Here is a 24,662-nt window from a genome sequence, read left to right as displayed (position 1 = left end):
GAGCTAGTACTAAAAGCAAACTGAAAGACTCCTACGAAATATGAAAAAAACAAGCAGATCGCTCTGCTATGAAACAAAAGAAAAGAGGAAACTATTATGACGAAACAAATTCACTGGGATGGCGCACTTTCACAAGAAGGATTTGACATTATTAAGGGTGAGGGAGGCGTGATTGTCTGCCCGACGAAGGTTGGTTACATCATCATGACTGCTGACAAGGCTGGCTTGGAGCGTAAGTTTGATGCCAAAGAGCGCAAGCGTAATAAGCCGGGCGTGGTCCTTTGTGGAAGCATGGAGGAGCTTCGTGAGTTGGCTCAGTTGACTCCTGAGATTGATGCCTTCTACCAAAAACATTGGGATGAGGACATTTTGTTGGGCTGTATCCTGCCTTGGAAACCAGAAGCTTACGCTAAGTTGCAGGCTTATGGCGATGGTCGTGAAGAGTTGATGACTGACGTGCGCGGTACTTCATGCTTTGTTATCAAGTTTGGGGTGGCAGGCGAGCAGATTGCTAAGGAAATGTGGGAAAAAGAAGGCCGTATGGTCTACGCTTCATCTGCCAATCCATCAGGTAAGGGAAATCGTGGTAAGGTAGAAGGTATCGGTGAGCGTATCGCGTCTAAAGTAGACTTGATTATCGAGGCGGATGACTATGTGGCATCTATCCAGCCAGACAAGACCATTGAAACCCGCTATGAGCAAGGGGTTATGGTGTCTATGGTAGACAAAGATGGTAAACTGATTCCAGAACAAGGTGCAGATAGCCGTTCTATCAGCCCATGTCCAGTTGTCATCCGTAAGGGTCTGGACATCGATAAAATCATGATGCACTTGTCTGACCATTTCAACTCTTGGGACTACAGACAAGGGGAATATTACTAGGATATCGTCATTTAGTTTATCTTTTATTACTTCGACGAACGAGGAAACTCCGTTTCCTTATTTCCAACTTCAAATAATTTCATCATTATTTGAACTCACCTTGCCGTACTTTACAAGCGTTACTTACTATCGTAAGTATGATTTCTAAACTTCAACAGTCACTACTCTGACTGTTGAAGCTGTCTGCAGCTCGTTGACACGAACAGTGTTCGTTTTATTTCCAACCTCTAACTGTCTCCCAGACAGTTAGAGCAAGTACTAAAAACAAACTGAAGACTATAAACTATAAATAGGAACGATCCGAAAGGGTCGTTTTTTCTAACAGAAAAAACTGACCGATATTTCAGTCAGTTTTGTGCTGTTTGATAAGAAATTGGAGGTTGTCGACTAGCCTTTTCTCGTCTGTCAGTTCTAAGATTTGTAACCCTTTTTCCATTAGTTCTTGCTTGTTTTGGGCTATACCTAGATAGACATAGGCACGGGCTAGTTGGTCATAGCGTTTTTCTTTCTTGGCTAGGTTCATGAGTTTGGTGGCAAAAAAAGTAGACTTGTTGTACTGTTTTTGTTCCAAGAAAAAATAAGAAAGAGATTGATAGTGTGAGAGTATGGTCGGCTGGATTCTCTTGTAATCCTTGTATTTCTCCAATCGTTTTAGAAGAAGATTGGCAGTTTCTTCAAGGGTATCAAGTGAAGAAATCTTGGACAAAAGAGTGCCTACTAAGATAATATCGTTATGGTACCAGTTGTCATATCGTTCTAGTTGGGACCAGAGGAGTTTGGACAGGGCTTCAGCCTCGTCGGAAAGTTGATTGACAGAAGTACTGTTTCGAACGGCTACTACAGTTTCTAAAAGTTGACATTTTCGACGGATAGGAACATCATTGGGCTCTTTTTTCAAGTGGTCCTGGCAACGGTTTATCAAATCCTCCATGGTCTTAGTGGTTGGATTTCTGAGATTATCTATATCATAGAGCAATTGTTGGCGTTGGCTGGGTTGGTAGTAGTTACAGAGGTATTCAAATTCCTCGAAGGTCATATCTACTTGCTTGAGTAAAAAACGCATGAGCTCATAGCTAGGAATGGTTTGATTTTTCTCAAAACGAACCAAAGTAGTCCGATTGAGATAATCACCACAAACCTGCTCTTGACTCAAATGCTTGCTTTTCCGAATGCTCTTATAAACACTTCCGTAATCCCACCGCATAATATACTCCTTGAAAAAATGTGATTATATGCAACAAAATGAATAAGCTTTATAAAAATAGTATATCATATTGATAGAAAATATACAGAGATTTCTATCAAGTAGGAAGGAAAAAGAAGAGCGGAAACGATATTCTTGGTAGGAGTTGAGGTATACAAGAAAAGATCCCATCAGAGAGGAGGAGGGGAAGGATGAAAAAGAAGGTTGCATATATGACAATTGCTATATTGGTCTTACTTATCTCGGTCATTCGTATTTTTGGTCTGCCAGAAGAAAATCCATTAGAAACCCAATCGACAACTCATCTGGTGGGGTAACTATATACTTAAATTGGTAGAAATAGAAAGAAGGGACTATTATGAAAAAATCATTCGCTTTATTCGGTGCTATTTTGACAATGTTTACAGTGATTCCAACAGTAGCTGCAGCGGTACAGTATCCTGATGGTGGTGTTTGGACCTATGGAGCTACAAATAATGGAGCTTTTTCTAATTACTATCACGGCAGTAAGCACCATAGTTCGACAGTAGTTAGCCGTAAAAATTCTAACTCAGCGAAAGCGTTCGCAGATCCTGGTAAAACTTCTCGTGCCTATATTCGAACCGAATTTGGGGAACCCGCTGCATTTTATTACAATTACTGGTGATATTATTAGCAACAGCTAGGTTGAGTAGTTCTTAGCCTAGCTGTTTTTTTTTAAGTAAGGAGATAGAGATGAGGAAGTGGTTTATTTTCCTATCAACAGTGTTGCTATCTGTATTTATAGTGATCAGAATCCAGCAGGAAAATCAACAATTACAATTTTTAAGCTACAATGCTGTTGATATTGTCGGTCGTAGTGGCAATTCAGAATTATCCAGTCGCGAAGAATTTACAGATGCTTTAAACGGCTTAGCAATTCAGACAGATAGCGTTATTGCAAGGCGTATTGTCGAGCCACAAGAAAATGGAAAGGTCAAGTTTGTATACGAAGTGTACGGAGAAGGAAGTTTACCAAAAGGTTGGGAGCGTGCTTCTAAAGTCAGTGTGGAGACAAGTGACCTAGTAAATAGTTATTTGATTGTATCTGGTTCTCTGACAAGTGACAAATTAGCTGAGGTAATCAAACAGGAAGGTTATAGCCCCTGGATTTCGTCAGGCTATTCTATTTATTATTCTATTTATTCACTCTTGATGAGCGAAGAATTTCTCGTCAGTATTGCTCTTTGTCTCTTGACCTTTGTTTCATTGACCCTAATTTATCGCATCAAAGACTTAAGAAGCGCAGGAATCCGAAGAGTGTCCGGACAGAGTTTTGCAAAAATTATATTTTTGCCCTTAACGACAGACGGAGTGATACTGGGATTGACTTATCTTATCAATGCTAGTCTAGCAGTATCAATTCTTTTTTATCTACAGTTGCTAAATGATTTAACTCTCTCAATAATTTTACTAAGTATTGCTCTGTTTGTGGTGACATTGTTTATCTTATCTCTTTCCTTGAGTTTAGTATATGTTCTAGGCTTAAAGGTTATAACTTTAGTTGAAGTTTTAAAAGGGAAACTTCCGTTAAAACGCTTGCTGGCTCTCATGTTGTTAGGTCAATTAGCTTCGATTTTAGTTGTTGGCTGGACGGTAAATCGAACACTCATACACTTTAATGAATTACAGACGGTGGAGAAAGGTGTGGAAGCATGGGATAAGAATAAGGACTACTACCAAGCTTCTTACAGCTATGGTGCTGCTTTTAATGGAGAAATGAGCAAAGAAGAGCAAGATAGTCGTTGGTATCAGTTTGCTAAGGTGGCTATACAAAACCACGGTGCCTTATTTGTTAAGAATAATTTGAACAGATATTTACAAGGTGATGAATCGGATGGAATCAACAAATTTGATTACGCTCCTTCTGGTCATACAATCTTTGTTACTCCCAACTATTTAGAACTTCAGAATATACAGGTTTCAGAAGAATTTAAGAGCAAAATGTCCTCCTTACAACAAGGGGAGTTTGGGTTGATTATTCCTGATAAATTGAAAGGACAAGAAGAAACGCTGGTTCAACTTTATGTAGACTACTTGAATTCATTTGGTCGTGAGAATCTTGATATAGAGAGTTCACAATTATTTGAATTTAAACCTTATATAAGCTATGTAGAAAGTAATCAGAGTAGATTTCTCTACAATACAGTACCCTATATATTAGAACAACATCTGATAGACCCGATTATTGTAGTCATAACACCAGAATCAACAGGGGATACTCCGGCATCGCAAATACTCTGGGGAACTTCCCTCCAATCCCTTTTCTTGTTAGATTATCAGCAGAGTGTCCAGCTACTGAAAGAGCAGGGTGTTTATCAGTGGGTTTCCTATTTGCTAAATAGTAAGTCTACATACTATGAAAACTTGAATACTATTCGGAATCAGTTTCTCTTTCTTTTGTTGGGAGCCTTGATTGGTATTGCTACCTCCATACTGTTATTTAATACAATGAATTTGGTATATTTTGAACAATTTCGTAGGGAAATTTTTATTCGTCGTCTAGCAGGTATGACGTTCATAGAACTTCATTTTATCTATCTAATTACTCAGCTTTTAGTGCTTGGAGTCGGAATGCTCGGTTTGCTTTTCGTAACAAGTGAGCTGGGATTGAGTGTTGGAACTGGATCTATTTTCCTAACCAATTTATTCTTGATTTTGTTTCTACAAGAAAGAAAAGAAAGTATGGTAGCCTATACAGTCTTGCAAGGAGGATAATATGATTGAAATTAGAAATTTACAGAAGCAATTTTCCAATCGAGTGATATTGGAAAAAATCAATTTGACTTTTGAGGAGGGAAAAATTTATGCTCTTATTGGCAAAAGCGGGAGTGGGAAGTCAACACTACTGAATATCATTGCCAAGCTAATCCCTTTTGATGATGGATCAGTTGAATATGATGGTAAAGACATCAAAAAGATTAATGAGCATATATTTTATCGTGATTACTTAGGCTATTTATTTCAACATTTTGGTTTAATTGAAAATGAATCAATTGGTCAGAATTTGGAATTAGGATTTATTGGTCAAAAACTTTCCAAAAAGGATAAGCTAGCTCGCAAATTGGAAGTTTTAGAGAAGGTAAATCTCTCCCATCTAACCTTAAATCAGAAAATATATGAACTTTCAGGTGGTGAAGCACAACGGGTTGCCTTGGCAAAAATCTTTTTAAAAAATCCTCCTTTAATCTTAGCAGACGAACCGACGGCTTCCTTAGATCCTGTCAATTCTCAAGAAGTTATAGAACTCTTGACCTCGCTCAAAACAGAGAATAAAATCATTATTATCGCTACACATAATCCTGCTGTTTGGGAAAAAGCAGATGTAGTAGTTCGTATGGAAGACCTGTAGAGAAAATGTAGTTTTAATAAGAATAGAAAATGCAATATCCAGATAGAGAAGATTGTTACAGTCCTCTCTTTTGCTATAGCAATCCTTTTTTTTCCTTGCTTACTCAAATAAAAAGTGTTATCATTGTATCAATAGCTTACAAGGGTGTAGACTTGAATTGGAATCAGTCAGTTATGACAAGGAGGAAAAGACACCACCATGAGTCCATTCCATGACTCTATTGTTCTGGAAAACTTGCAATAGGTTATAACAATTATTAAAAATTTGGGATTGAAACATCCCCATAAACTTATTTTACGGTGTGTAACATAATGAAACAGATTGATAAAAACACCTTATTTTTAAGTGCAGTTATTGTTCTTTCGTGTAGTGTCCTATTATTTCATATGGACCCGATTCGGATTGTAGATAGAGAGATTTGGCTCTAGATAAATTCATTTATTCATGTGCTATTTTTAAAACCTGTTGCTAGTCTAGGCTTTCTTGTGGGGCTTTACCTGCTATACAAGGCTCTCAAGAAGTAGTCGAGCTAACTAAGCTGATGAAAGTCTGCTGTACCGCTCTGCCATTTCCCAAGAAAGGAGTTTCTATGCTAAAAGTTCGTGATATCTGTAAATGCTATGGTAGCCATCAGGTCTTGTCCTATGTGTCCTTTGAGCTACAAGCGGGGGACTTGGTTGCCCTAGTCGGTCCCAATGGTGTGGGAAAATCCACCCTCCTGAATATCATCAGCAATACAGAAACAGCTGACCGTGGGTCAGTAACCATCAATGGTAGACCCAATAATGACCGAGCGATTTTTCAAGATATGTCTGTCATGTTGGACGCCCAAGCCCTTTATCCGCAGTTGACGGGTTACGACCATCTGACCTATGTGGCTGCGACCCATAAGATGGGGAAGAAGGAAGTGGATGTCCTGGTGGAAGAGTTGGGGATGGGCTACTATGTCAAAAAACGGGTGGCTGGCTATTCCATGGGCATGAAGCAGAAACTTCTCTTTGCCATGGCTGTCCTTCCCAAGCCTAAGCTCTTGTTGCTGGATGAACCCCATATCGGCTTGGATCCGACCAATATCATCCAGCAGCGGGAATTTCTTCTAAACCTACAAGCAGAAGGGGTTGCGATTTTGCTTTCTTCTCACCATCTGTCGGAGATTGAGAAGCTGACCAATCAGGTTTATTTCCTCAAGGCCAGCAAGTTGATTGCCACAGAAGTGGAGTTGACTGCTGATTATGATTACCATCTTGCTGTGGAAAACTCCAAGCAGGTTCAGGAATTTTTACGGGATTATCCTCAACTCTTGTGGAAAAAGGCAGAGCAGGGTCTGGTGGAAATCTTCTTGCCTGAGCGAGATTTACTGGATTGTTTGGATCGTATTCCAATCCAGCAGTTGGTAGGTCTTACAAAAGCCAGCGACTATATGGAGTCCCTCTATCGTGATCTCTACGTGGAGGAAGGTGGTGAGGAGACATGAGGCTGAACTTTGAAATCAAGAAAATCCTCAGGTCGCCTCTTTACTGCCTGCTCGTGCTGGGTTTTCTGGGTCTGGCTTACCTTCCTATTTCTCAGCGCCAAGTCCACCAAGCGACCTATGTGGAAACCTATAAAAAAGAACTGAGTGAATTGGCCAGTGTCTTGGCAGATATAAAAATTGAGGAGGATTCTGAAGAAGCACCACGAATGCTGGGTTTGAAATCCGATATAGAAAGTGTCGTTCAGGCCTTGGATGAGGGAAAGTTTGAAGCTATCCCCAACTATCGAAAGCTCATGTATCAGGATTTGGACTATTTTATCAGTCGCAATCGACAGCTTTTTCAAACGCGGCAATCCTTGACGCTTAGTGAAGTCGAGCGTTTGGCCAGATGGAATGATTGGTTGCTTGCCTACCAATTGCCTGATGGTCCTGAAAATCAAGCTTGGTCAACAGGGCGTATTGTTCAAGCCTACTTAGAAAGTTTGTTTGGTTTTCTTCCTGTATTTTTGGTGCTTGGTTTTCTGCTTGCCAATCAGCTGGCAGAAAAGACACTGGCGCATCAAGTTTGGCAGTTGCGGCAATGGGATAGTCTGAGTTTGCAGGGGATGAGGCGTTTGGTTGCTTCCTTGCTTTCGCTTTTGCTGGCTGTGGGGATAGGTTTGCTCTTTATCCTGGTCTATGATGGGCTGACAGGTCAGTTGGCTGTATCTAGTGTTCAAGCTCCTGTTGAGATTTTGGGTCAGAGTCAGTTGGTTGGCTCTTGGCTTTACGGGCTTATCTTGATTGGTTTTTGGCTAATCTTACTCCTAGCTATTCGCCTACTTTTTGGATTTTTGGACCACTTGTTAGCCAGTCGGCTAACTTTTGTGGTGACGGGGTTACTATTGGCTCTGGGGCTTTCCTATCAGGCAGGTGCAGTAGCTGGTTGGTCAGGTCAAGTATTTCCCTTGCTGGCCTTTCCTAGTTTTTTAGACACAGCTGGATTTTCACAGGTCTTTGTAGAGGTGGATGTCTTGCTCCTGCTGACCATTGGGCTTTTCTTTGCTTATTATCTGCTGACAGAAAAGAAAAGGCTGGTCCTGACCGTGGGGCATCAGAAGGAGTTAGACACAGGGCGTTTGGACAAGGTTTGGTCTTTTGATGTTCTCATCCTTAGTCGGCTCAATTCTTGGAAAGGGCTCGTCTTGGGCAACTTGCTATTAGCTCTGCTATTTTCCCTACTGACGGGACTAGAAAAGCAAGAGGTTGCCCAGGAGGAGAGAGTTTCGATGGAGTTGGTTGCCCAGTCCTATGAGCAGGATGGGGCATATGTGGAGGTTTTGCAGTCGGAAATCAACCGTCTGAGGCAGTTGGTCAAAGAGGACGTGAGCTATCAGGAGGAGTTGGAGCTGAGGCTTGGTCTCTTGCAAGAATATCGTGTCTATAAGGACCTCTATGTCAAGCAGTGGCAGGTTTATCAGGACAATCCTAAGGCTCTGCCGGCTAGTCACCTTGCTTTGCTGGAGGCAGAGCAGGTCTATCTCTGGGCTAGAGAGGAGAAGGCATTTGCCAATGGTGATATTGGGGCCAGCCAGACGGTGGATAATCTTCGTCGCTACCAGACCCGCAATCAGGTCAGTCAGTATTACTGGCAGCAGCTGATGGAGGATGGGGTGCCTGCAACTAAGCGGGGCAAGGATGTCATTTTGACTAGCTTGGAAAATCGTTTTGATACCAATGATGCCTTGGTTCCAGTAGACGATCCCTCCTGGGACCGTTCCAGAGATTTGTCAGGTATCGGCAGCCTGCGCTCTCTTTTTGATGGTCCGGCCTATTTGGTGGTGCTATTGCTGGCGATTTGGATTGGCAGTCGGGGCAAGGCGGTGGAAGTCGCTGGAAAAAACTGGCGTCTCTATCAGACCCAGCCTGTGGATTTGCGCAAGGTTCTGCTTACCAAGTGGTTGCTGGGACTGGGTCAGGCACTAGGTTTTACGCTGTTCTTTCTAGTTAGTCTTTTCCTAGTCAATAGTCTGGTCGGAGGAATCGGTTATCTGGAAGATGGCCTTATCTTGCTTTCGCATTCGGAGAGGGGTATTTTTCTTGAACTCCTGAGGGGGCAAGAACTCTGGGCTTACTTCCTTCCCAATGCTCCTTATCTCTTGTGGATGGTGCTTGGCTTGCTTGTCTTGGAAATTGTTCTAGTCAGTCTCAATCATCTTTTGCAAGTTCGGTTTTCAAATCGCCTAGTGGTTTTCATTCTACTAGCTGGTTTGCTGGCTCTGCTGGACTACCTCCTCTTTCAAGATCTGATTTTGGATGGGCAGGAGGTCTTTAGGCAGTTAGCTCTGCTATTTTCGTGAAAAAGAAAAACTGGCTGAAAAAGATTCAGTCAGTTTCTTATCTTTATTCAATCACCAGCATGCCTTCTTTAACGGCAAATGGGTGTTCCGGATCAATGCGGTCGTAGAACATGACACCGTTGAGGTGGTCGATTTCGTGTTGGACCACGATGGCATTAAAGCCTTTGAGTTTGATACGGTGTGTTTCTCCATTTTTGTCCATGTAGTCAACAGTCACGCGCGCGTGGCGGACTACGTAACCTTGGACTTCGCGGTCAACGGATAGGCAGCCCTCGCCCCCTTCCATAGCCGCTTCTTGGACAGAATGTGCCACGATTTTAGGGTTGTACATAACCTCTTGAAGAGAGTAGGCTTGGGCAGGTGGATTGCCTTCCTCATCTTCTGGATTTGGGACCAAGACAGCGATGATGCGCTTGGAAACGTCAATCTGAGGTGCTGCTAGACCAACTCCGCCACGGAGTTTCATCTTCTCCGCCATGACTGGATCCTGGGAATGTTTGAGGAATTGCATCATTTTTTCGCCTAAAATAATTTCCTGATCAGATAGAGGAAATGCAACTTCTTCAGCGACCTGGCGTAGGGTTGGGTGCCCTTCACGGATGATGTCATCCATGTCAATCAAATGGGCAGCTTTTGTCAATCGTTCAATAACAGACATGATTCTCTCCTTTGGATATCGATAAATTAAGTATAGCATGAAATCTAGGAGAATAAAAGTCTCAGTCACCTATCTATTCTGTCTCGAATCTGCTATACTAGTAAAAGACGAACGTTGAAAGGGAGAAAAATGAAAAGAATTTTAGAAAAAGCCAGTTTGCTGGCCCTGTCCACCATGCTGGTTTCGACATTTGCTGTCTCGCCAGCTATTCCACAGATGATTGAGCATTTTGCCCAGCAGGGAATTGCAGCGGCCCAGGTGGAAAACTTAATTACGGTGACCTCTTTTGCTATTATGGTTACTCTATTGGCAAACGGTCTAGTTGTCCGTTTTTTGTCTGAACGAAACATTATCATTGCAGGGCTTTTGCTTATGGCCATCGGCGGAGCTTTGCCCATGTTTCTAACCGCCTATCCTCTGATTTTATTGGCTCGTATCTTGCTTGGTTTGGGGATTGGCTTGATCAATGCGCGTGCTATTAATATCATCGGTAATTTTTTCACCGGTCAGGAACGGGTGCAGATGATGGGCTTGCGTGGTTCAGCAGAGGTTTTGGGAAGCGCAGGGCTTACCCTTCTTGTCGGTTGGTTGACCCAGTTTGGTTGGCAACCTGCCTTCTTGGTCTACCTTTTTGCCTTGGTCATCTTGGCTCTCTTCCTTCTCTTTGTTCCCAAGGAGGAATTGCTGGCTCGCATGGAGGTAAAGATTGAGGAGAACGCGCCCAAGGTCAAACTGGACAAGCCCATGTGGATGATGGGCATTTATCTGGCATTCTTAGCCTTCTTTGTTATCAATGTCAATACCTTCCTGACCATTCGTATTCCTCAGATTGTTTTAGCCAAGGGCATCGGTACTGCTCAGCAAGCCAGTCTGATTCTCAGTCTTATGCAGGTCATGGGGATTGTGGCAGGGACGGTCTTTAGTAGCTTGGTTGGTCGTTTGAAGGGCTGGCTTTTAGCTGTTTCCTACGTGGTCTTTGGACTAGCGGTTGTCGGCATTGCCTTTGCGGATAATCTCTGGGTGCTGGGACTCGGTGGCATGGTGTCAGGATTTTTCTACAGCATCATCCTAACCATTGTCTTTAGTCAGGTAACAGACCGGGCGCCCAAGGCTTTGCTCAATGCGGTCATGACCATCGTTCTCATGGGTTGCAATATAGGTGGGGCGACATCTGCCATCTTGCCGACCTATCTGGAAAAACTCAATCCAACCCCAACAGGTGCCTTTGGGATTTACGCCATCGGCTGTGCTTTGATTAGTGCTGGTTTGATTTATAAACAAATTCGTAAATAGAAATAGGAAATGTCATGCGATTAGATAAATTTTTGGTGGACTGCGGTGTCGGCAGTCGGACCGAGGTCAAAAAAATCTTGAAAAGCAAGCAAGTCACGGTCAACGGACAAGTGGAGACGTCGCCCAAGGCTCAGATCGATGAGCAGGCTGACCAGATAGCAGTTGCAGGTCAAGGATTGACGCATGAAAAATATGTCTACTATCTACTCAACAAGCCTAAGGGTGTCATTTCGGCGACAGATGACGACAAGCATCGGACGGTTTTGGATTTGCTGGATGACACGGATCGCCGCAAGGAAGTTTTTCCAGTTGGGCGACTAGACATTGACACCCACGGACTCCTGCTCTTGACCAATAATGGTCCCTTGGCTCATGTCATGTTGTCGCCCAAGAAACACGTGGATAAGATCTATCAAGCTCAGGTTGACGGAATCATGGATGAGGCAGATAGGCTTGCTTTTGAAAATGGGATTGAGCTGAAAGATTTTTCCTGTCAACCAGCCAAGCTGGAGATTCTTGCCCTAGATGAGGAAAAAAATCAATCTACCGTCCGCATCACGATTCGAGAGGGCAAATTTCACCAGGTCAAACGTATGGTGCAGGCGCGTGGTAAGACGGTTACGGATTTACAACGCTTGTCCATGGGACCCTTACGCTTGGATTCGCAATTGGCTCTGGGAGATTACAGAAGGTTGACAGTGGAGGAGTTGACCAGTTTGGAAGGATTCGGAGTGGAGCTGTAAACTCTGTGGCTTCTATGCCTACTTTGAAGTAAATGAAAAAAATCTGCTCACTGGCAGATTTTTCTTTATCCCAAAATAATGGGATGGAGATAGGTCAAGAGGGTAAAACTGATGAGGGCATAGAAGATGGCGTAGCGGATGGCTTGGATAGGTTTGTGGAAACGGATGAGAGCCAAAGCGCACCAAACAATCAGAACGGTAATGAACCAACCTGATAGGAGTCGCAGGGGTGTTGGTCCGTAGAGGTAGATATAGATGCCAAACAATTTCCAAGCGGCTAATAGGGCAAAGAGACTGGCGCTGATAAAGACCAAGGTCAGGAGCAAGCGGGTGCTTTTTCGCTCCCAGAGTGGTTTGTCCGCAAAGATATAGGCCCCTGCTAAGACTGCAAAGTTGACCAAGCAGACCCGGACCAATTGCCAAAAACCTGTAACGGCAACTGTCGAGGCAGTCTGAGGAGAAATGCCATTGAGTGCCAGCAAATCCCCAATTTCGGTCAAACTGGTGACGAAAAAGAGCAGGTAGATGGTCAATAAACTGCCCAGTAGGAGATAGACAGACAGGGTAGGAAAGATACGTAGCGGTTTCAGTTGGTCCTGAAATTGCGAATAGGTCAGTGATTTTTTCGGATAATAGAGCAAGCTGCCAGCTACCAAGCCGAATAACCAAGCACCGACAGGTAGAGAGAAGATAAAGCGTCCGAAAAGGAGATTGAAATCCCAGCCAGAAAGCAAACCTTGAATGAAATTGTCAATCCATTTCCCGAGGTCGCTAGTTGCTAGAGAGAAGGTTTGTGATACCTGCGACAGCTGCTGCCAAACAAAGTAAACAAGGAAAAAGGTGAGAATGGAGCTGACAGTTAAGAGAAGGATAAAGCGGAAGCGGGCAAGTGATTGTCCGGTCTGTTCTGGTTTATCTTCTTTAAAAGTCGCAAAATGCAGGCGAAGTAAGAAGTGTTTGAAGGGCAAGAGGATAAAACCTTGTAGCACATCATACCAGAAGAGAACACCAATTCGTCCTTGTGCCAGCCAACCATTTCGTGCGAGAACATAACAGACGAAACTGGTGTGGAGAGCTAGCAGTTGTAACATCTCAATCGATTCGCGAAAGTCCCAAATCGATAGGGCTAAGGCTTGCAGCAGGCAGGAGCTGGCAAAGATGATACTTTCTAAGTTAGGCTTGTTTAATCTTTTTTCCGTGGATAAAAATTGTCCGAGCTCCACCAGCGCTATCATTCCCAAGCTAAAGAGAAGGAGAAGTCGAGGCTGGTAATCGAAGAAAATATAGATATAGAGATAGGCCAGTAGGTAGCTGAGCCAGCGTCCAGTGTTAAAGACCTGTCTTTCAGCCGGAGTCAGCTGGGCAATCCGGTTCTTTGTCGGGGAAAGAGCGGGATTGATTGGGGAAATGGTCTGGTCAGAAATGCTTTTAACCTTCATGTTCATCCTCCTCATCGGGGACATATTCTAAAATATCCCCCGGTTGGCAGCCCAATTCACGGCAGAGGGCATTTAAGGTCGAAAAACGGATGGCCTTGGCCTTGTTATTTTTCAAAATCGACAGGTTGGCAGGCGTCAGCTCAATCAATTCTGCCAGACGACCGGCGCTAATCCGCTTTTGAGCCATAATAATATCTAAATTGATTTGTATCATAAGCCCTCCTTAAATCGTATAGTCGACTTCATCTTGCAGTTCGACGGCTTTACCAAAGGCATTGCGAACAACGCGAATGACCAAGGTCAAGGCGAGACCAGCAACTGTAATTAAGAGCATGGGCACGTAGCAAGTGACCCCCAGACCGAATGAAATCAGGGTAGCAAGCGCCATTTCCCAGCCCAAGACTTGTAAACTGCGGACATTTTCTGCGACGAATACTTGATTTTTCCCGATGCGCGCCACCAATTGGTGGAGATGGAAGAGAAAAATCAGCGCCAAAAAACCCAAAAGATAACCGAAAATCAGCAGGGTCAAGTAGCGCGTGTCTCCTTGGAGCAAAGGAGAAGGGTAGATGATAACCAAATCAACTACCCATGTACCCGTGCACATGAGCAGGATGGAGGCCAAGAAAAGAAGGATTAAACAAGTTTTGGTCAGACTGATACTCCAGTCTTCATAGGTCGGATGTGGTTGTGACATAAAAACTCCTTTGTGATTTTTCTCTAGCATACCACAGAATTTATCGAATTTCAATAAAAAAATAATGAAAAATGATATATTTTTATTAAAAAAGGATAAAAAATAAACAGAGCAAGTCGTCTAGGAAGCTCTGCCATTTGCCAAAACAAAAGAAAAAAATCGGTCAGAACAACCGATTTCTAGTTTAAATATCTGCTGGTGCAAAGACGACCTGTCCATTTTCAAAACGGTCAATTCTAGCCAAAGATGTGACAGGAACGCCGGCATCAATGAGCAGTTGACGCCCGTCTTGGAAGGATTTTTCGATGACAATGCCGACACCGACCACGGTAGCGCCCGCTTGCTGGATAATGTCAATCAAGCCCTTGGCTGCCTGTCCGTTGGCCAAGAAATCATCGACAATCAGCACCTTGTCCTCTGGACTGAGGAATTTGCTAGCGATGGAGACCGTGCTGGTGACTTGCTTGGTAAAGGAATAGACTTCAGCAGTCAAAATCCCTTCTGTCATAGTGATATTTTTGTGTTTTTTAGCGAAAATCATAGGAACATCCAGACTTTCTGCGACGTAGACCGCCGGTGCAATTCCAGAGGCTTCGATGGTGACGACCTTAGTAATGTCCTTGGAGCGATAGGCATCTGCCAAGACCTGCCCCATTTCTTTCATCAAGCGAAAATCAACCTGATGGGTCAAGAATGAGTCAACTTTTAAGATGTTTTCTCCTAATATCTGACCATCTTTTAAAATACGTTCTTCTAATGTTTTCATGGCTATTCTATCCTTTTCGCTATACTTTGGTGTATTATAACATTTTTTCACCTAATTACAAACAAAAAAACGAACATTTAACTCAAATATTTGTATGTATTCTTTTTAAATGGATAAAAAACGAATATTATTATTAAAAATTATAAAAACGTATTGAAATGGATTTCTTTTTCTGATAAACTAAAACCATTATTTAGGAATGATGAAGGAGAAATCATGTCTCAGAAAACAAGAACGGAGCAGTCTTCCGAAATGCTATACGGAATTGATCAACAACCACCAAAAGGGATGGCTGTTTTGCTTGCTTTTCAGCATATTTTAGCAGCTTTTGCAGGAATCATCGCAGTGCCTCTTGTCGTTGCAAGTGCCTTGGGATTATCGGTAGAAGATACGTCTATTATGGTATCGGCTTCAATCTTTGTTGCTGGTATTGCCACCATTTTGCAATCGAAAGGTATTGGCCCAGTAGGTTCACGTGTCTCTGGTATGATGGGGACGGACTTTACCTTTGCCAATCCAGCGATCAGCGTTGGTAGTCAGTTGGGAATTGCTGGTATCGTGGGTGCAACCATTGCTGGTTCATTTGTAGAAATCATTTTGAGTCGTTTTGTGAAACCCTTGATGCGTTTCTTTCCGCCATTGATTACAGGAACTGTTGTTTCCCTCATTGGTATTACCCTCATGCCAGTTAGTATGGACTGGGCAGCTGGTGGAGCTGGCGCTTCAGACTATGCTTCTGTTGAAAATATCAGTATTGCCTTTACCGTCTTGGTCTTTACCTTGGCTTTAAATCATTATGGTAAAGGAATGCTGAAAACAGCCTCTGTTTTCTTTGGGATGGTTTTTGGTTACATCTTGTGTATTTTTCTTGGAAAAGTTGATTTATCGGCTGTTGGAGAAGCAGCCTGGTTTGCTCTTCCTAAAATTTTCCATTACGGTGTAAAATTTGACCTATCTTCCATTCTAGCCTTCATTCCAGCCTATGTCGTATCCTTGATTGGTACAGTCGGAATTATGATGGCCATTGGAGAAGCCTCAAATCAAAAGATTTCTTCTGAGCGGGCAGCAAATGGTGTTCTGGCAGACGGAGTTGGTTCCTTGATTGCTGGTGTTTTTGGGGCTGGTCCAAATACAGCCTTCTCACAAAACGTTGGCCTCATTACTTTGACAAAAGTTGCTAGTCGTCATGTTATGATTCTTGCGGGTATTATTCTTACTTTACTTGGTGTCTTTCCAAAATTATCTGCCTTGATTTCCATCATGCCCCAACCTGTTCTTGGTGGTGTTGGCATTATCATGTTTGGTTTGGTAGCTGCCCAAGGAATTAAGACTCTTGCAACGATTAAAATTGGGGACCGTGAGCTCTTGATTATTTCCATTGCCTTTGCGCTTGGGATTGGAGTGACCGTTCGTCCAGAATTATTGAGTCATCTGCCATCAGCTCTTCAAATGGTCTTCTCATCTGGTATTTCAACAGGAACCTTGGCAGCTCTCTTACTTAATGTTGTTTTGAAAGAAAAATAAGATGAAATAGGCTATCCTCGTGATAGTCTATTCTTATAGATAGTTATAATTTTTTGCTATTGGCCGAGAGAATTTGGTTTTGGTATACTAGGAAGAAACGACTATTGGAGGAATTTATGTCAGTAGAAGAATGGAAACAAGCACCGATTGCGATTTTGGGAGCAGGTGCGGTTGGAAAGGCTGTAGGAGCGGATTCTAAATTGGCTGGGAATCGTGTGCATTTATTTGACTTGCCGGAATTTGCAAAAGATACACTAAAGAATATAGAAAAAACAGGGATTACCTTGACAGGAGGACAAAATAGTCTTTACGGTTTTGAACGTAGCGGCCGTGCCTTTTTTGATCTGGTGACAGACCGCATTGAAGAGGCTGTTGCGGGAGCTAAAATTGTCATTGTGGCGGTGCCGTCCATTGCCCATGACCAATTTTTTGAAGCCTTGGTGCCTGTCTTAGAAGATGGGATGATTGTTCATATCATTCCAGATAATTTTGGCAGTTTGAAACTTCGTAAGAAGATGAGAGAGTTGGGTTGTCAGAAGCAGGTGATTGTCGGTGGCTGGACCAGTGCCCCTTATGGAGCCCGAATTGTCAGGGAGGGCGGGGTCATGACGCCTAAAATCGAGTTAAAATATCGGGCCATTACGCTTCGGGGTGCAGCTCTGCCCATGACCGACCAAGAACTCTTCCTAGAAAGTTCGCAGGCGATTGGAGCTTTTGATGCCATTACGGAAGGGGATGGTGTGACGGGCGGACAGACCGTTTTGGATGTTGGTTTTAGCAATGTCAATCCAGTCCTGCATTGTCCTGGTACGATTTTGGGAGCTAGCGTGATGGAGAATTTTGGTCGGATTTTCGGTGGAAATGATCCGCTCCAGTACTCGATCTATTCGCACGCTTACAGTGAATCCGTGGCAGAAGTGCAATATGCCTTCTATCTAGAACAGGTGCAGCTGGCGGAGGCGATTGGTGTTGATTTGCTTCGTTATCCCAAGGAGAATTTTTTGTCGCGGACCAGTATTTTGGGTCCAGAGTATATGGGTGATGACTGCATTGTTCCCTTCGACCAGCAGTTTCCGATGGCTTATGGGACTGGCCCCTTCACCATTCAGGACCGCTATGTGACAGAGGATGTGCCTGTTGGTTGCCATATCTATCATGAATTAGGTAAGAAATACGGGGTGGCCACTCCAGTTATTGATAGTATGATTGTCTTGGGCTCCGTCATGACAGGTCGAAAATTTTTTGAAGAAGGCTTGACCTTGGAAGACTTGGATTTGGCCCATTTGACCAAGGAGGAGACCTTGGCTTACTTGGAAACAGGACTCTTTCGAGAGCGGGAGGTATAAATGACACATTTCAGAGCCAGTATTGAGAGTGCAGGGCAGCTGGACCAGTTTTATCAGGTGCAGGATGCTTCTGTGGCAGGATTTTCCATTGGAATTATTACCATTGACTTTAACTATGTCAAGTTGCCAGGTAATGTCGCCAATGCGACCACCTTCTCCTTCCCGGTCGTCTATGAGGACATTGTTTTGGAAATAGAAGACCTCTTCAATGGTGAGGAGAAATTGTTGGACATGGTCATTGAGGCTGCTAAGAAGCTGGAGAAAAAGGGTGTGCGGGCTATTGTCGGTGCCTGTGGCTATTTCAATCATTTTCAGGAGCAGGTGCGGGATGCGGTAGCGGTTCCTGTCTATCTGTCCAGCGTTCTTCAGATTCCCTTGATTAAAATGGGGCTCAAGCCAGACCAGAAGATTGCGGTTCTGGTAGCAGACGGAGAGGGGGCCAATGCAGATTTCTTCGCCAAGGCCAATGCCTCTATTTCAGACTGTATTGTCAAGGAAATTGGTAGCTTGGAGAGCTTTGCTCCTATCCGCTACAACAAGCCTTATCTGGACAACGGTCGCTTGAAGGCGGATCTAATCGCAGTTGTGCAGGAATTACGTGCCAATCATCCAGAAATTGGGGCGATTTTGCTGGAATGTAGTGACCTGCCTCCCTATGCGGCGGCTCTCCACCGAGCAACTGGCCTGCCAGTCTTCGATTTCACCACCTTGATTAACTGGGTGCATTCGGCAGTGGTCCGCAGGGAATTTTACGGGTATATGTGAGGAGAAAAGATGGTCAATAATATTGACTATCTTACTTTTTCTGGTAAAATAGTAAAAAAAAATGACTAATTACAGGAGCAGAGCGACGATGACAGAATTGAGACAGCGGAGTAAAGACTTGGCCCGTATCTTTGACCAGCAGGTCGGGCTCTACGAGGGTTATGCACGGCGACAGGGGCTAAACGGCAAGTGCCTATCGATCCTTATGTGGCTCTATTATCATCCCGGAGGTGTGACACAGAATTTGGTCAGTAAGAAGACTTACTCTAGTAAGCAGGTGGTCAATGCCACCATTAAGAAATTTCTGGATAAGGGCTATGTTTTTTTTGAGGAAAATCCAGCAGACAAACGGCATAAGAAGGTCAAATTGACCGAGGCTGGCCGTGTCTATGCCTGTCGGATTTTGGACCCCTTGGAAGAAGCGGAAAAAACAGCCCTGTCCCAGTTCAGCTTGGAAGAACAGGAGCAGTTACTGGACCTCTTTGGTCGCTATGGACAGGTCTTGACGGAAATCTTAGGAGGAGAAACCAATGATTGAGTACCAAAATGTGTCCTTGACCTATCAGGTCAACGGACCAATCTTGAAGAATTTGACCTTTGACATTCAAGAGGGAGAATTCTTTGTCCTGATTGGACCAAGCGGGAGCGGAAAAACAACGACGCTGAAACTGATCAACCGCCTGATTGAGCAGACAGATGGAGATATTCGGATTCAGGGCAAGCGGCTGAAAGACTTTGACCTGCGTGAGCTACGCTTGGAAACTGGCTACGTCCTGCAACAGATTGCTTTATTTCCAAATATGACAGTGGCTGAAAATATTGCTCTTATTCCTGAGATGAAGGGGATGAGCAAGCAAGATATTCTAAAAAAATCCAGAGAGCTTTTGACCAAGGTAGGTCTGGAGCCGGACAGCTATTTGGACCGTCTGCCCAAGGACTTGTCTGGGGGAGAAAAACAGCGGATTGGGATTCTGCGGGCCATCATTGCCAATCCCAAGGTCTTGCTGATGGATGAGCCTTTCTCAGCCCTAGACCCTATTAGTAAAGGGCAGTTGCAGGACTTGATCAAGGACTTGCATGAAGAGTTCAAGATGACAACGGTTTTCGTCACGCATGATATGAACGAAGCGGTTAAGCTGGCAGACCGTATCTGCTTGATGAGGGCAGGAGAAGTGGTTCAATTGGGTACGCCTGATGAACTTCGTAACCAGCCTGCTAATGACTTTGTTGTTGAATTTATGAAAAATCGGGGAGGTGCCTAATGGATCAGTTGGTAACAACCTTTCTGGAACGCAAGGCAGACTGGCTGACAGCCCTCTTTGAGCACCTGCGGATTTCCCTTCTGGCCTTGATTATTGCTATTGCCATTGCGGTGCCACTGGGCTTGGTCTTGTCTAACAAGAAAAAGCTGACCGAGTGGAGCTTGCAGGTGACAGGAGTATTTCAGACTATTCCCTCCTTGGCACTGCTGGGACTTTTCATTCCCTTTATGGGTATCGGAACGCTGCCTGCGGTAGTGGCTTTAGTCATCTACGCCATTTTTCCCATTTTGCAGGGGACTTTGACCGGACTTTCGGAAATCGATCCTTCACTGGAAGAGGCTGCGACAGCCTTTGGGATGACCAAGCTGGAAAAACTGCGTAAGTTCCAGCTGGCTCTGGCCATGCCCATTCTCATGTCTGGCATTCGGACGGCGTCCATTATGATTATCGGGACGGCAACGCTTGCTGCCTTGGTCGGTGCGGGCGGTTTAGGCTCTTTTATCCTCTTGGGAATTGACCGCAATGACTCGGCTCTGATTTTGATTGGGGCGGTGTCGTCGGCAGTCTTGGCTGTCCTCTTTGGCTCGGTCATCAAGTTCTTGCAGGACAAGAAGCCTCGCACTATTCTGGCGGCTCTCCTGGTGACTCTCTTGGCAGTCGGAGCCAGCTATGTTCCGCTCAACCAGTCTTCATCGAAAAAGCTAGTCATCGCTGGGAAATTGGGGGCAGAGCCTGAAATCCTCATCAATATGTACAAGCTCTTGATTGAAGACCAGACGGATATCGAGGTGGAGCTGGAGCCAAACTTTGGCAAGACCAGCTTCCTCTACGAAGCCCTTAAGTCTGGCTCGATTGATATCTATCCTGAGTTCACTGGTACCATTACGACCACCCTCTTGACCAATCCGCCGTCTAATCTGTCCAATAACCCTGAGGAGGTTTACACTTACGCCAAGGAAGCGATTTTGGAGCAGGACGGCTTGGTCTACCTAGCTCCGACAGACTTTCAAAATACCTATGCTGTGGCAGTGACGGAAGACTACGCTCAAGATCATGGTCTTGAAAAGATTTCGGATTTGGCAAAAGTGCAGCAGACAGCTGTCGCAGGATTCTCATTAGAGTTTAACGACCGAGGGGATGGGAATGTCGGTCTGACCAATCTTTATGGGCTCAACCTTAGTGTCAAAACCATGGAGCCTGCCCTTCGCTACGAAGCTATTAAAAATGGAGATGTGCAAATTGTCGAAGCCTTCTCGACAGATAGCAAGGTGGTCACTTACAAACTGAAAATCCTGGAAGACGACAAAGAGCTCTTCCCACCCTATCAGGCCGCTCCGCTATTGACCAAAGAAACCTTAGAGAACTATCCTGAGTTGGAGCAAGTTTTGGGGGCTTTGGCGGGCAAAATCTCGACCGAGGAAATGACTCAGATGAACTATGCGGTCGATGTGGAAGGCGAGTCGGCAGAGCAAGTGGCTAGGGAGTACCTCGAGAAAGAAAATCTACTAAAATAGGAGAAAATACTATGTCACATCAACTAGAAAATGCTAAAAATCTTTACCTTCGTGGCATTCGCGACGGGGAAATCAAGGAAGTTCATGAAAACTATATGGGAGCCACTTACACTCAGCACAGTACGGGTGTTCCTGATGAGAAAGAGGGCTTTGCGGCTTTCTTTGCGGATTTTTTCAAACGCAATCCCAAGCGGGAAATAAATATTGTTCGTGCCATTGAAGACGGAAATTTCGTCTTTGTCCATGTCCACCAGAAACTCAATGACGGTGAGGCTGAATGGGTGACGGCGGACATTTTCCGTTCAGATGAAAACGGCCGTATCGTCGAGCATTGGGATGTCATCGATGCCTATCCAAAAACCATTGGCCAAACAGACCCGATTTACGCAGACTTTGAACTGACTGACCTAGACAAGACCGAGGACAACAAGAAAATCGTCCGTCGTTTCTTGGTCGATGTCCTTCAAAATGGGGAAATCGAGAAGTTTGACGACTATGTGGCAGCGGACCTGATTCAGCACAACCAAGAAATCACCCAAGGCGGTGTAGCCTATAAGGACTATCTTGTCGACAATCAAGTCAACTACGACTTTGTCTTCAAGGTGATGGGACAAGGTGACTATGTGGTGGCTTACTCGAAAGTCTGGATTGCAGGTCAGGACTACGCCCACTTTGACATCTACCGCCTCAAAGACGGCAAGATTGTGGAACACTGGGATAACAAGGAAGTCATGCCAGAGAAAAAAGACTTGACCAATCTAGGGAAGTTTTAAGAGGGGATGTCTCCTTCTTTTCTCTTGACTTGTTTGGTTTTTCGGTTGATAATAGAAAAAAAGATAGTGGAGTAGTTGTTCATGCTTAAATACCTTCGTGCTCTTCCCTTGATTGTGGTGGCAGGTGCTGTTGTATATCTTTCAATTTGGATGTGGATTGATAATGGGGATTGGACTTACATTTTTGCCAGAGTGTCTGGTATGACGGAGAAACATGCTAACAATCTGTCGCTTATTGCCATCGCCATTCAGTCCCTCTTTTTTACGTCCGATTGGTTTTATAGTCGTATCCGTTCCTTTCTAAATCGTCGTTTGGAAAAAGCCAGAGGGCTCAATCGGCAGATTTATTTGGGCTACAAGGCTGGAGTTGAATTCCTGATGGCTCTGCCCAAACGGACCATCTTGTTTAGCTTTTACCTGCTCTTGACTATTTTGGAAAACCTAGGTGTGATTGATAGTGCCAAAGACTATGCGGTGGTCATTGTGTTTATTATTGCCGTGGACCGTGTGACTAAAATCTGGCCAGAAGAAAAGCGGAGGATGATTGAGTTTAGTCAGAAGATTAAGAAACGGATAAGAGATGCAGGTGATAGCTAAGTTTACTGCTCTGCTATTTTCCCGAATAATACTAAAAAGTCTCGAAAATTCCTTGCCAAAAACTTCCTCTTTGTGTTACAATACCAAAAGCGTAGGTTTTTAAACTCATCCCGTGAGGTGAGAAAGACAACAGGAAAAATCAATTAAGGGCCTATGACTATGTATATTTAGAAAGTCTGGGTCTTTTTGTGTACCCAGAAGGGAGATTTATGAGTACAAAAGCCAATCTTTTGTTTGATGTCCATGAGAAGCCAGCACCCTTGCAAGGGATTTTGTTGAGTTTCCAACATGTATTCGCCATGTTTGGTGCGACGATCTTGGTGCCACTGATTCTCGGTATGCCTGTATCGGTTGCCCTCTTCGCCTCAGGTGTCGGAACCTTGATTTATCAAGTAGCGACCCAGTTTAAGGTGCCTGTTTACTTGGGTTCATCCTTTGCCTACATCTCAGCTATGGCCCTCGCTATTAAGGAAATGGGCGGCGATGTGTCAGCAGCTCAGACTGGTATTCTCTTCGTCGGCTTGATTTATGTGTTGATCGCAGCACTTGTCAAAGTTATCGGAACTAAGTGGATTGATACCCTCTTGCCACCGATTGTTATCGGCCCTATGATTATCGTTATCGGTCTGGGTCTTGCCAACTCTGCCGTGACTTCAGCAGGCTTTGTCACAGACGGCGACTGGAAAAACGTCGTTGTGGCGATCGCAACCTTCTTGATTGCTGCTTTTGTCAATACCAAAGGGAAAGGCTTCGCCAAGATTATTCCCTTCTTGATTGCCATCATCGGTGGTTATATCATAGCTCTCTTGCTTGGTCTGGTGGATTTCACACCTGTGCTCGAAGCAGCTTGGTTTGAATTACCAGGTTTCTACCTACCATTTGAAACAGGGACCTTCAAAACCTACAATTTCTACTTCGGTCCAGAGATGATTGCCATTTTACCAATTGCAGTGGTGACCATCGCAGAACACATCGGAGACCACACCGTTCTTAGCCAAATCTGTGGTCGCCAGTTCTTGAAAGACCCAGGTCTCAGCCGTACCTTGATTGGTGACGGTGTGGCTACTGCTGTATCAGCCTTTATCGGCGGACCTGCTAACACGACTTACGGTGAGAACACAGGGGTTATCGGTATGACCCGTATCGCATCAGTATCTGTTATCCGTAACGCAGCCTTGATTGCCATTGCCTTCTCCTTCCTGGGTAAATTTACTGCACTTATCTCAACTATTCCAAGTGCCGTACTTGGTGGGATGTCTATCTTGCTTTACGGGGTTATCGCCTCAAACGGTTTGAAAGTATTAATTGAGAGCCGTGTTGATTTCGGTCAAGTACGTAACCTGATTATTGCAAGCTCAATGCTGGTATTGGGTCTTGGTGGAGCAGTTCTTAACATCGGTGCCATTACCCTTTCAGGAACAGCCCTCTCAGCCATTGTAGGTATCGTCCTCAACCTCATCTTGCCAAAAGCAGAATAAGTTAAAGTAACAGTCAGCGAAAGCTGGCTTTTTTTGAAAATAGCAGAGCTACTCAGCTAGTTTTCAAATCAGTTGACAAAAAGGACAATCCTTGATAGAATAAATGAGGTCCAAAAGGACAAATCTAGCTTTTTCTTGGTTACAGGTCGCCAACCTGTCACTCGGTTTAGGCTCAAAAACAAAGGAGAACATATCATGGCAATCTCAAAAGAGAAAAAAAATGAAATCATGGCACAATATGCTCGTCATGAAGGCGACACAGGTTCAGTTGAAGTACAAGTAGCAGTACTTACTTGGGAAATCAACCACCTTAACGACCACATCAAACAACACAAAAAAGACCACGCAACTTACCGTGGTTTGATGAAAAAAATCGGTCGCCGTCGTAACTTGTTAGCATACCTACGCCGCACAGACGTAAACCGTTACCGTGAATTGATTCACTCACTCGGACTCCGTCGTTAAGATAGGATACAAAAGCCGTCAAAAACGACTGAAAAATAGGAAACTGCCATGTCTTCGGACATTGGCAGTTTTT

At 44.2% G+C, this 24,662-nt stretch carries 24 protein-coding genes; 18 read left to right on the top strand and 6 right to left on the bottom strand.

The window, feature by feature from the left end:
• The first annotated feature begins 96 nt into the window (after window positions 1-96).
• Window positions 97-882 carry an L-threonylcarbamoyladenylate synthase gene (locus tag ACHBIE_RS05640; RefSeq protein ID WP_014638675.1) on the top strand — a complete coding sequence of 262 codons (786 nt, stop codon included), beginning with the start codon at window positions 97-99 and terminating at the stop codon, window positions 880-882.
• Window positions 883-1,225: 343 nt separating this feature from the next.
• On the opposite strand, the gene ACHBIE_RS05635 is transcribed toward ACHBIE_RS05640, so the two are convergent.
• Entirely contained in the window at window positions 1,226-2,086 is an 861-nt protein-coding gene (locus tag ACHBIE_RS05635) for a helix-turn-helix domain-containing protein (RefSeq protein ID WP_394732901.1), read from the bottom strand.
• A gap of 358 nt (window positions 2,087-2,444) precedes the next feature.
• Between ACHBIE_RS05635 and ACHBIE_RS05630 the strand changes: the two genes are divergently transcribed.
• The 5 genes from ACHBIE_RS05630 to ACHBIE_RS05610 all read left to right on the top strand — a co-directional run bounded on the left by ACHBIE_RS05630 (window position 2,445) and on the right by ACHBIE_RS05610 (window position 9,269).
• Window positions 2,445-2,732, top strand: coding sequence for a lactococcin 972 family bacteriocin (locus ACHBIE_RS05630; RefSeq protein ID WP_105138368.1), 288 nt, complete (start codon window positions 2,445-2,447; stop codon window positions 2,730-2,732).
• A gap of 68 nt (window positions 2,733-2,800) precedes the next feature.
• The gene (locus ACHBIE_RS05625) at window positions 2,801-4,822 is read left to right on the top strand and encodes a DUF1430 domain-containing protein (RefSeq protein WP_167785596.1); all 2,022 of its coding nucleotides are present in this window, start codon (window positions 2,801-2,803) and stop codon (window positions 4,820-4,822) included.
• A gap of 1 nt (window position 4,823) precedes the next feature.
• Window positions 4,824-5,456, top strand: coding sequence for an ABC transporter ATP-binding protein (locus ACHBIE_RS05620; protein WP_318830507.1), 633 nt, complete (start codon window positions 4,824-4,826; stop codon window positions 5,454-5,456).
• Between the two features lie 589 nt (window positions 5,457-6,045).
• Window positions 6,046-6,930 carry an ATP-binding cassette domain-containing protein gene (locus tag ACHBIE_RS05615; RefSeq protein ID WP_105138371.1) on the top strand — a complete coding sequence of 295 codons (885 nt, stop codon included), beginning with the start codon at window positions 6,046-6,048 and terminating at the stop codon, window positions 6,928-6,930.
• Window positions 6,927-9,269 (top strand): hypothetical protein, encoded by a 2,343-nt coding sequence (locus tag ACHBIE_RS05610; protein WP_394732899.1) that lies wholly within the window; start codon window positions 6,927-6,929, stop codon window positions 9,267-9,269. Before ACHBIE_RS05615 ends, ACHBIE_RS05610 begins: the two co-directional genes overlap by 4 nt.
• Before the next feature lie 43 nt (window positions 9,270-9,312).
• On the opposite strand, the gene def is transcribed toward ACHBIE_RS05610, so the two are convergent.
• Window positions 9,313-9,927: a peptide deformylase gene (gene def / locus ACHBIE_RS05605; RefSeq protein ID WP_023371605.1), complete on the bottom strand. Its 615-nt coding sequence runs from the start codon at window positions 9,925-9,927 to the stop codon at window positions 9,313-9,315.
• A 129-nt stretch (window positions 9,928-10,056) separates the two neighbouring features.
• On the opposite strand from def, the gene ACHBIE_RS05600 reads away from it, so the two are divergent.
• A complete protein-coding gene (locus ACHBIE_RS05600) occupies window positions 10,057-11,220 on the top strand; it encodes an MFS transporter (RefSeq protein ID WP_394732897.1) in 1,164 nt (387 codons plus the stop codon).
• A 14-nt stretch (window positions 11,221-11,234) separates the two neighbouring features.
• The gene (locus ACHBIE_RS05595) at window positions 11,235-11,963 is read left to right on the top strand and encodes a pseudouridine synthase (protein ID WP_105122634.1); all 729 of its coding nucleotides are present in this window, start codon (window positions 11,235-11,237) and stop codon (window positions 11,961-11,963) included.
• 65 nt (window positions 11,964-12,028) lie between these two features.
• Here ACHBIE_RS05595 and ACHBIE_RS05590 read toward each other — a convergent pair whose 3' ends face one another.
• From ACHBIE_RS05590 to ACHBIE_RS05575, 4 genes are all read right to left on the bottom strand, one after another.
• Window positions 12,029-13,402, bottom strand: coding sequence for a DUF4153 domain-containing protein (locus ACHBIE_RS05590; protein WP_161943358.1), 1,374 nt, complete (start codon window positions 13,400-13,402; stop codon window positions 12,029-12,031).
• Window positions 13,392-13,616, bottom strand: a complete 225-nt coding sequence (locus tag ACHBIE_RS05585) for a helix-turn-helix transcriptional regulator (protein WP_105111283.1) — start codon at window positions 13,614-13,616, stop codon at window positions 13,392-13,394. The genes ACHBIE_RS05590 and ACHBIE_RS05585 overlap by 11 nt, the downstream gene beginning before the upstream one ends.
• A gap of 9 nt (window positions 13,617-13,625) precedes the next feature.
• Complete coding sequence (locus ACHBIE_RS05580) at window positions 13,626-14,099, bottom strand: DUF2975 domain-containing protein (protein ID WP_105122636.1); 474 nt, start codon at window positions 14,097-14,099, stop codon at window positions 13,626-13,628.
• Between the two features lie 184 nt (window positions 14,100-14,283).
• Window positions 14,284-14,865 carry a xanthine phosphoribosyltransferase gene (locus tag ACHBIE_RS05575; RefSeq protein WP_105160297.1) on the bottom strand — a complete coding sequence of 194 codons (582 nt, stop codon included), beginning with the start codon at window positions 14,863-14,865 and terminating at the stop codon, window positions 14,284-14,286.
• Window positions 14,866-15,081: 216 nt separating this feature from the next.
• On the opposite strand from ACHBIE_RS05575, the gene ACHBIE_RS05570 reads away from it, so the two are divergent.
• The 10 genes from ACHBIE_RS05570 (at window position 15,082) to rpsO (ending at window position 24,589) form a co-directional block, all read left to right on the top strand.
• Complete coding sequence (locus ACHBIE_RS05570; protein WP_105160298.1) at window positions 15,082-16,389, top strand: nucleobase:cation symporter-2 family protein; 1,308 nt, start codon at window positions 15,082-15,084, stop codon at window positions 16,387-16,389.
• Window positions 16,390-16,505: 116 nt separating this feature from the next.
• On the top strand, window positions 16,506-17,735 hold the full coding sequence (locus ACHBIE_RS05565) for an NAD/NADP-dependent octopine/nopaline dehydrogenase family protein (protein ID WP_105122639.1): 1,230 nt from the start codon (window positions 16,506-16,508) through the stop codon (window positions 17,733-17,735).
• Window positions 17,736-18,500, top strand: a complete 765-nt coding sequence (locus ACHBIE_RS05560; RefSeq protein ID WP_105122640.1) for an aspartate/glutamate racemase family protein — start codon at window positions 17,736-17,738, stop codon at window positions 18,498-18,500.
• Between the two features lie 88 nt (window positions 18,501-18,588).
• Window positions 18,589-19,038, top strand: a complete 450-nt coding sequence (locus ACHBIE_RS05555) for a MarR family winged helix-turn-helix transcriptional regulator (RefSeq protein WP_105111301.1) — start codon at window positions 18,589-18,591, stop codon at window positions 19,036-19,038.
• Window positions 19,031-19,762: an ABC transporter ATP-binding protein gene (locus tag ACHBIE_RS05550; protein WP_105111277.1), complete on the top strand. Its 732-nt coding sequence runs from the start codon at window positions 19,031-19,033 to the stop codon at window positions 19,760-19,762. The genes ACHBIE_RS05555 and ACHBIE_RS05550 overlap by 8 nt, the downstream gene beginning before the upstream one ends.
• Complete coding sequence (locus ACHBIE_RS05545) at window positions 19,762-21,276, top strand: ABC transporter permease/substrate-binding protein (RefSeq protein WP_105122642.1); 1,515 nt, start codon at window positions 19,762-19,764, stop codon at window positions 21,274-21,276. Before ACHBIE_RS05550 ends, ACHBIE_RS05545 begins: the two co-directional genes overlap by 1 nt.
• A gap of 11 nt (window positions 21,277-21,287) precedes the next feature.
• Window positions 21,288-22,049 carry a nuclear transport factor 2 family protein gene (locus tag ACHBIE_RS05540; RefSeq protein WP_105122643.1) on the top strand — a complete coding sequence of 254 codons (762 nt, stop codon included), beginning with the start codon at window positions 21,288-21,290 and terminating at the stop codon, window positions 22,047-22,049.
• A gap of 81 nt (window positions 22,050-22,130) precedes the next feature.
• On the top strand, window positions 22,131-22,646 hold the full coding sequence (locus tag ACHBIE_RS05535; protein ID WP_105122644.1) for a hypothetical protein: 516 nt from the start codon (window positions 22,131-22,133) through the stop codon (window positions 22,644-22,646).
• Between the two features lie 209 nt (window positions 22,647-22,855).
• Entirely contained in the window at window positions 22,856-24,124 is a 1,269-nt protein-coding gene (locus tag ACHBIE_RS05530; protein WP_105122645.1) for a solute carrier family 23 protein, read from the top strand.
• A 195-nt stretch (window positions 24,125-24,319) separates the two neighbouring features.
• The gene (gene rpsO, locus ACHBIE_RS05525; protein WP_002938849.1) at window positions 24,320-24,589 is read left to right on the top strand and encodes a 30S ribosomal protein S15; all 270 of its coding nucleotides are present in this window, start codon (window positions 24,320-24,322) and stop codon (window positions 24,587-24,589) included.
• Window positions 24,590-24,662: the final 73 nt, after the last annotated feature.

It is taken from the genome of Streptococcus sp. A23 (assembly GCF_043674155.1).
GTDB classification, from domain to species: domain Bacteria; phylum Bacillota; class Bacilli; order Lactobacillales; family Streptococcaceae; genus Streptococcus; species Streptococcus suis_V.
This window is presented reverse-complemented; position numbering and strand designations above follow the sequence as displayed.

Excerpts from the sequence above, each read along its gene's own strand:
- ACHBIE_RS05640 (WP_014638675.1), top strand. The coding sequence starts at position 97 with ATGACGAAACAAATTCACTGGGATGGCGCACTTTCACAAGAAGGATTT.
- ACHBIE_RS05635 (WP_394732901.1), bottom strand. The coding sequence starts at position 2,086 with ATGCGGTGGGATTACGGAAGTGTTTATAAGAGCATTCGGAAAAGCAAG.
- ACHBIE_RS05630 (WP_105138368.1), top strand. The coding sequence starts at position 2,445 with ATGAAAAAATCATTCGCTTTATTCGGTGCTATTTTGACAATGTTTACA.
- ACHBIE_RS05625 (WP_167785596.1), top strand. The coding sequence starts at position 2,801 with ATGAGGAAGTGGTTTATTTTCCTATCAACAGTGTTGCTATCTGTATTT.
- ACHBIE_RS05620 (WP_318830507.1), top strand. The coding sequence starts at position 4,824 with ATGATTGAAATTAGAAATTTACAGAAGCAATTTTCCAATCGAGTGATA.
- ACHBIE_RS05615 (WP_105138371.1), top strand. The coding sequence starts at position 6,046 with ATGCTAAAAGTTCGTGATATCTGTAAATGCTATGGTAGCCATCAGGTC.
- ACHBIE_RS05610 (WP_394732899.1), top strand. The coding sequence starts at position 6,927 with ATGAGGCTGAACTTTGAAATCAAGAAAATCCTCAGGTCGCCTCTTTAC.
- def (WP_023371605.1), bottom strand. The coding sequence starts at position 9,927 with ATGTCTGTTATTGAACGATTGACAAAAGCTGCCCATTTGATTGACATG.
- ACHBIE_RS05600 (WP_394732897.1), top strand. The coding sequence starts at position 10,057 with ATGAAAAGAATTTTAGAAAAAGCCAGTTTGCTGGCCCTGTCCACCATG.
- ACHBIE_RS05595 (WP_105122634.1), top strand. The coding sequence starts at position 11,235 with ATGCGATTAGATAAATTTTTGGTGGACTGCGGTGTCGGCAGTCGGACC.
- ACHBIE_RS05590 (WP_161943358.1), bottom strand. The coding sequence starts at position 13,402 with ATGAAGGTTAAAAGCATTTCTGACCAGACCATTTCCCCAATCAATCCC.
- ACHBIE_RS05585 (WP_105111283.1), bottom strand. The coding sequence starts at position 13,616 with ATGATACAAATCAATTTAGATATTATTATGGCTCAAAAGCGGATTAGC.
- ACHBIE_RS05580 (WP_105122636.1), bottom strand. The coding sequence starts at position 14,099 with ATGTCACAACCACATCCGACCTATGAAGACTGGAGTATCAGTCTGACC.
- ACHBIE_RS05575 (WP_105160297.1), bottom strand. The coding sequence starts at position 14,865 with ATGAAAACATTAGAAGAACGTATTTTAAAAGATGGTCAGATATTAGGA.
- ACHBIE_RS05570 (WP_105160298.1), top strand. The coding sequence starts at position 15,082 with ATGTCTCAGAAAACAAGAACGGAGCAGTCTTCCGAAATGCTATACGGA.
- ACHBIE_RS05565 (WP_105122639.1), top strand. The coding sequence starts at position 16,506 with ATGTCAGTAGAAGAATGGAAACAAGCACCGATTGCGATTTTGGGAGCA.
- ACHBIE_RS05560 (WP_105122640.1), top strand. The coding sequence starts at position 17,736 with ATGACACATTTCAGAGCCAGTATTGAGAGTGCAGGGCAGCTGGACCAG.
- ACHBIE_RS05555 (WP_105111301.1), top strand. The coding sequence starts at position 18,589 with ATGACAGAATTGAGACAGCGGAGTAAAGACTTGGCCCGTATCTTTGAC.
- ACHBIE_RS05550 (WP_105111277.1), top strand. The coding sequence starts at position 19,031 with ATGATTGAGTACCAAAATGTGTCCTTGACCTATCAGGTCAACGGACCA.
- ACHBIE_RS05545 (WP_105122642.1), top strand. The coding sequence starts at position 19,762 with ATGGATCAGTTGGTAACAACCTTTCTGGAACGCAAGGCAGACTGGCTG.
- ACHBIE_RS05540 (WP_105122643.1), top strand. The coding sequence starts at position 21,288 with ATGTCACATCAACTAGAAAATGCTAAAAATCTTTACCTTCGTGGCATT.
- ACHBIE_RS05535 (WP_105122644.1), top strand. The coding sequence starts at position 22,131 with ATGCTTAAATACCTTCGTGCTCTTCCCTTGATTGTGGTGGCAGGTGCT.
- ACHBIE_RS05530 (WP_105122645.1), top strand. The coding sequence starts at position 22,856 with ATGAGTACAAAAGCCAATCTTTTGTTTGATGTCCATGAGAAGCCAGCA.
- rpsO (WP_002938849.1), top strand. The coding sequence starts at position 24,320 with ATGGCAATCTCAAAAGAGAAAAAAAATGAAATCATGGCACAATATGCT.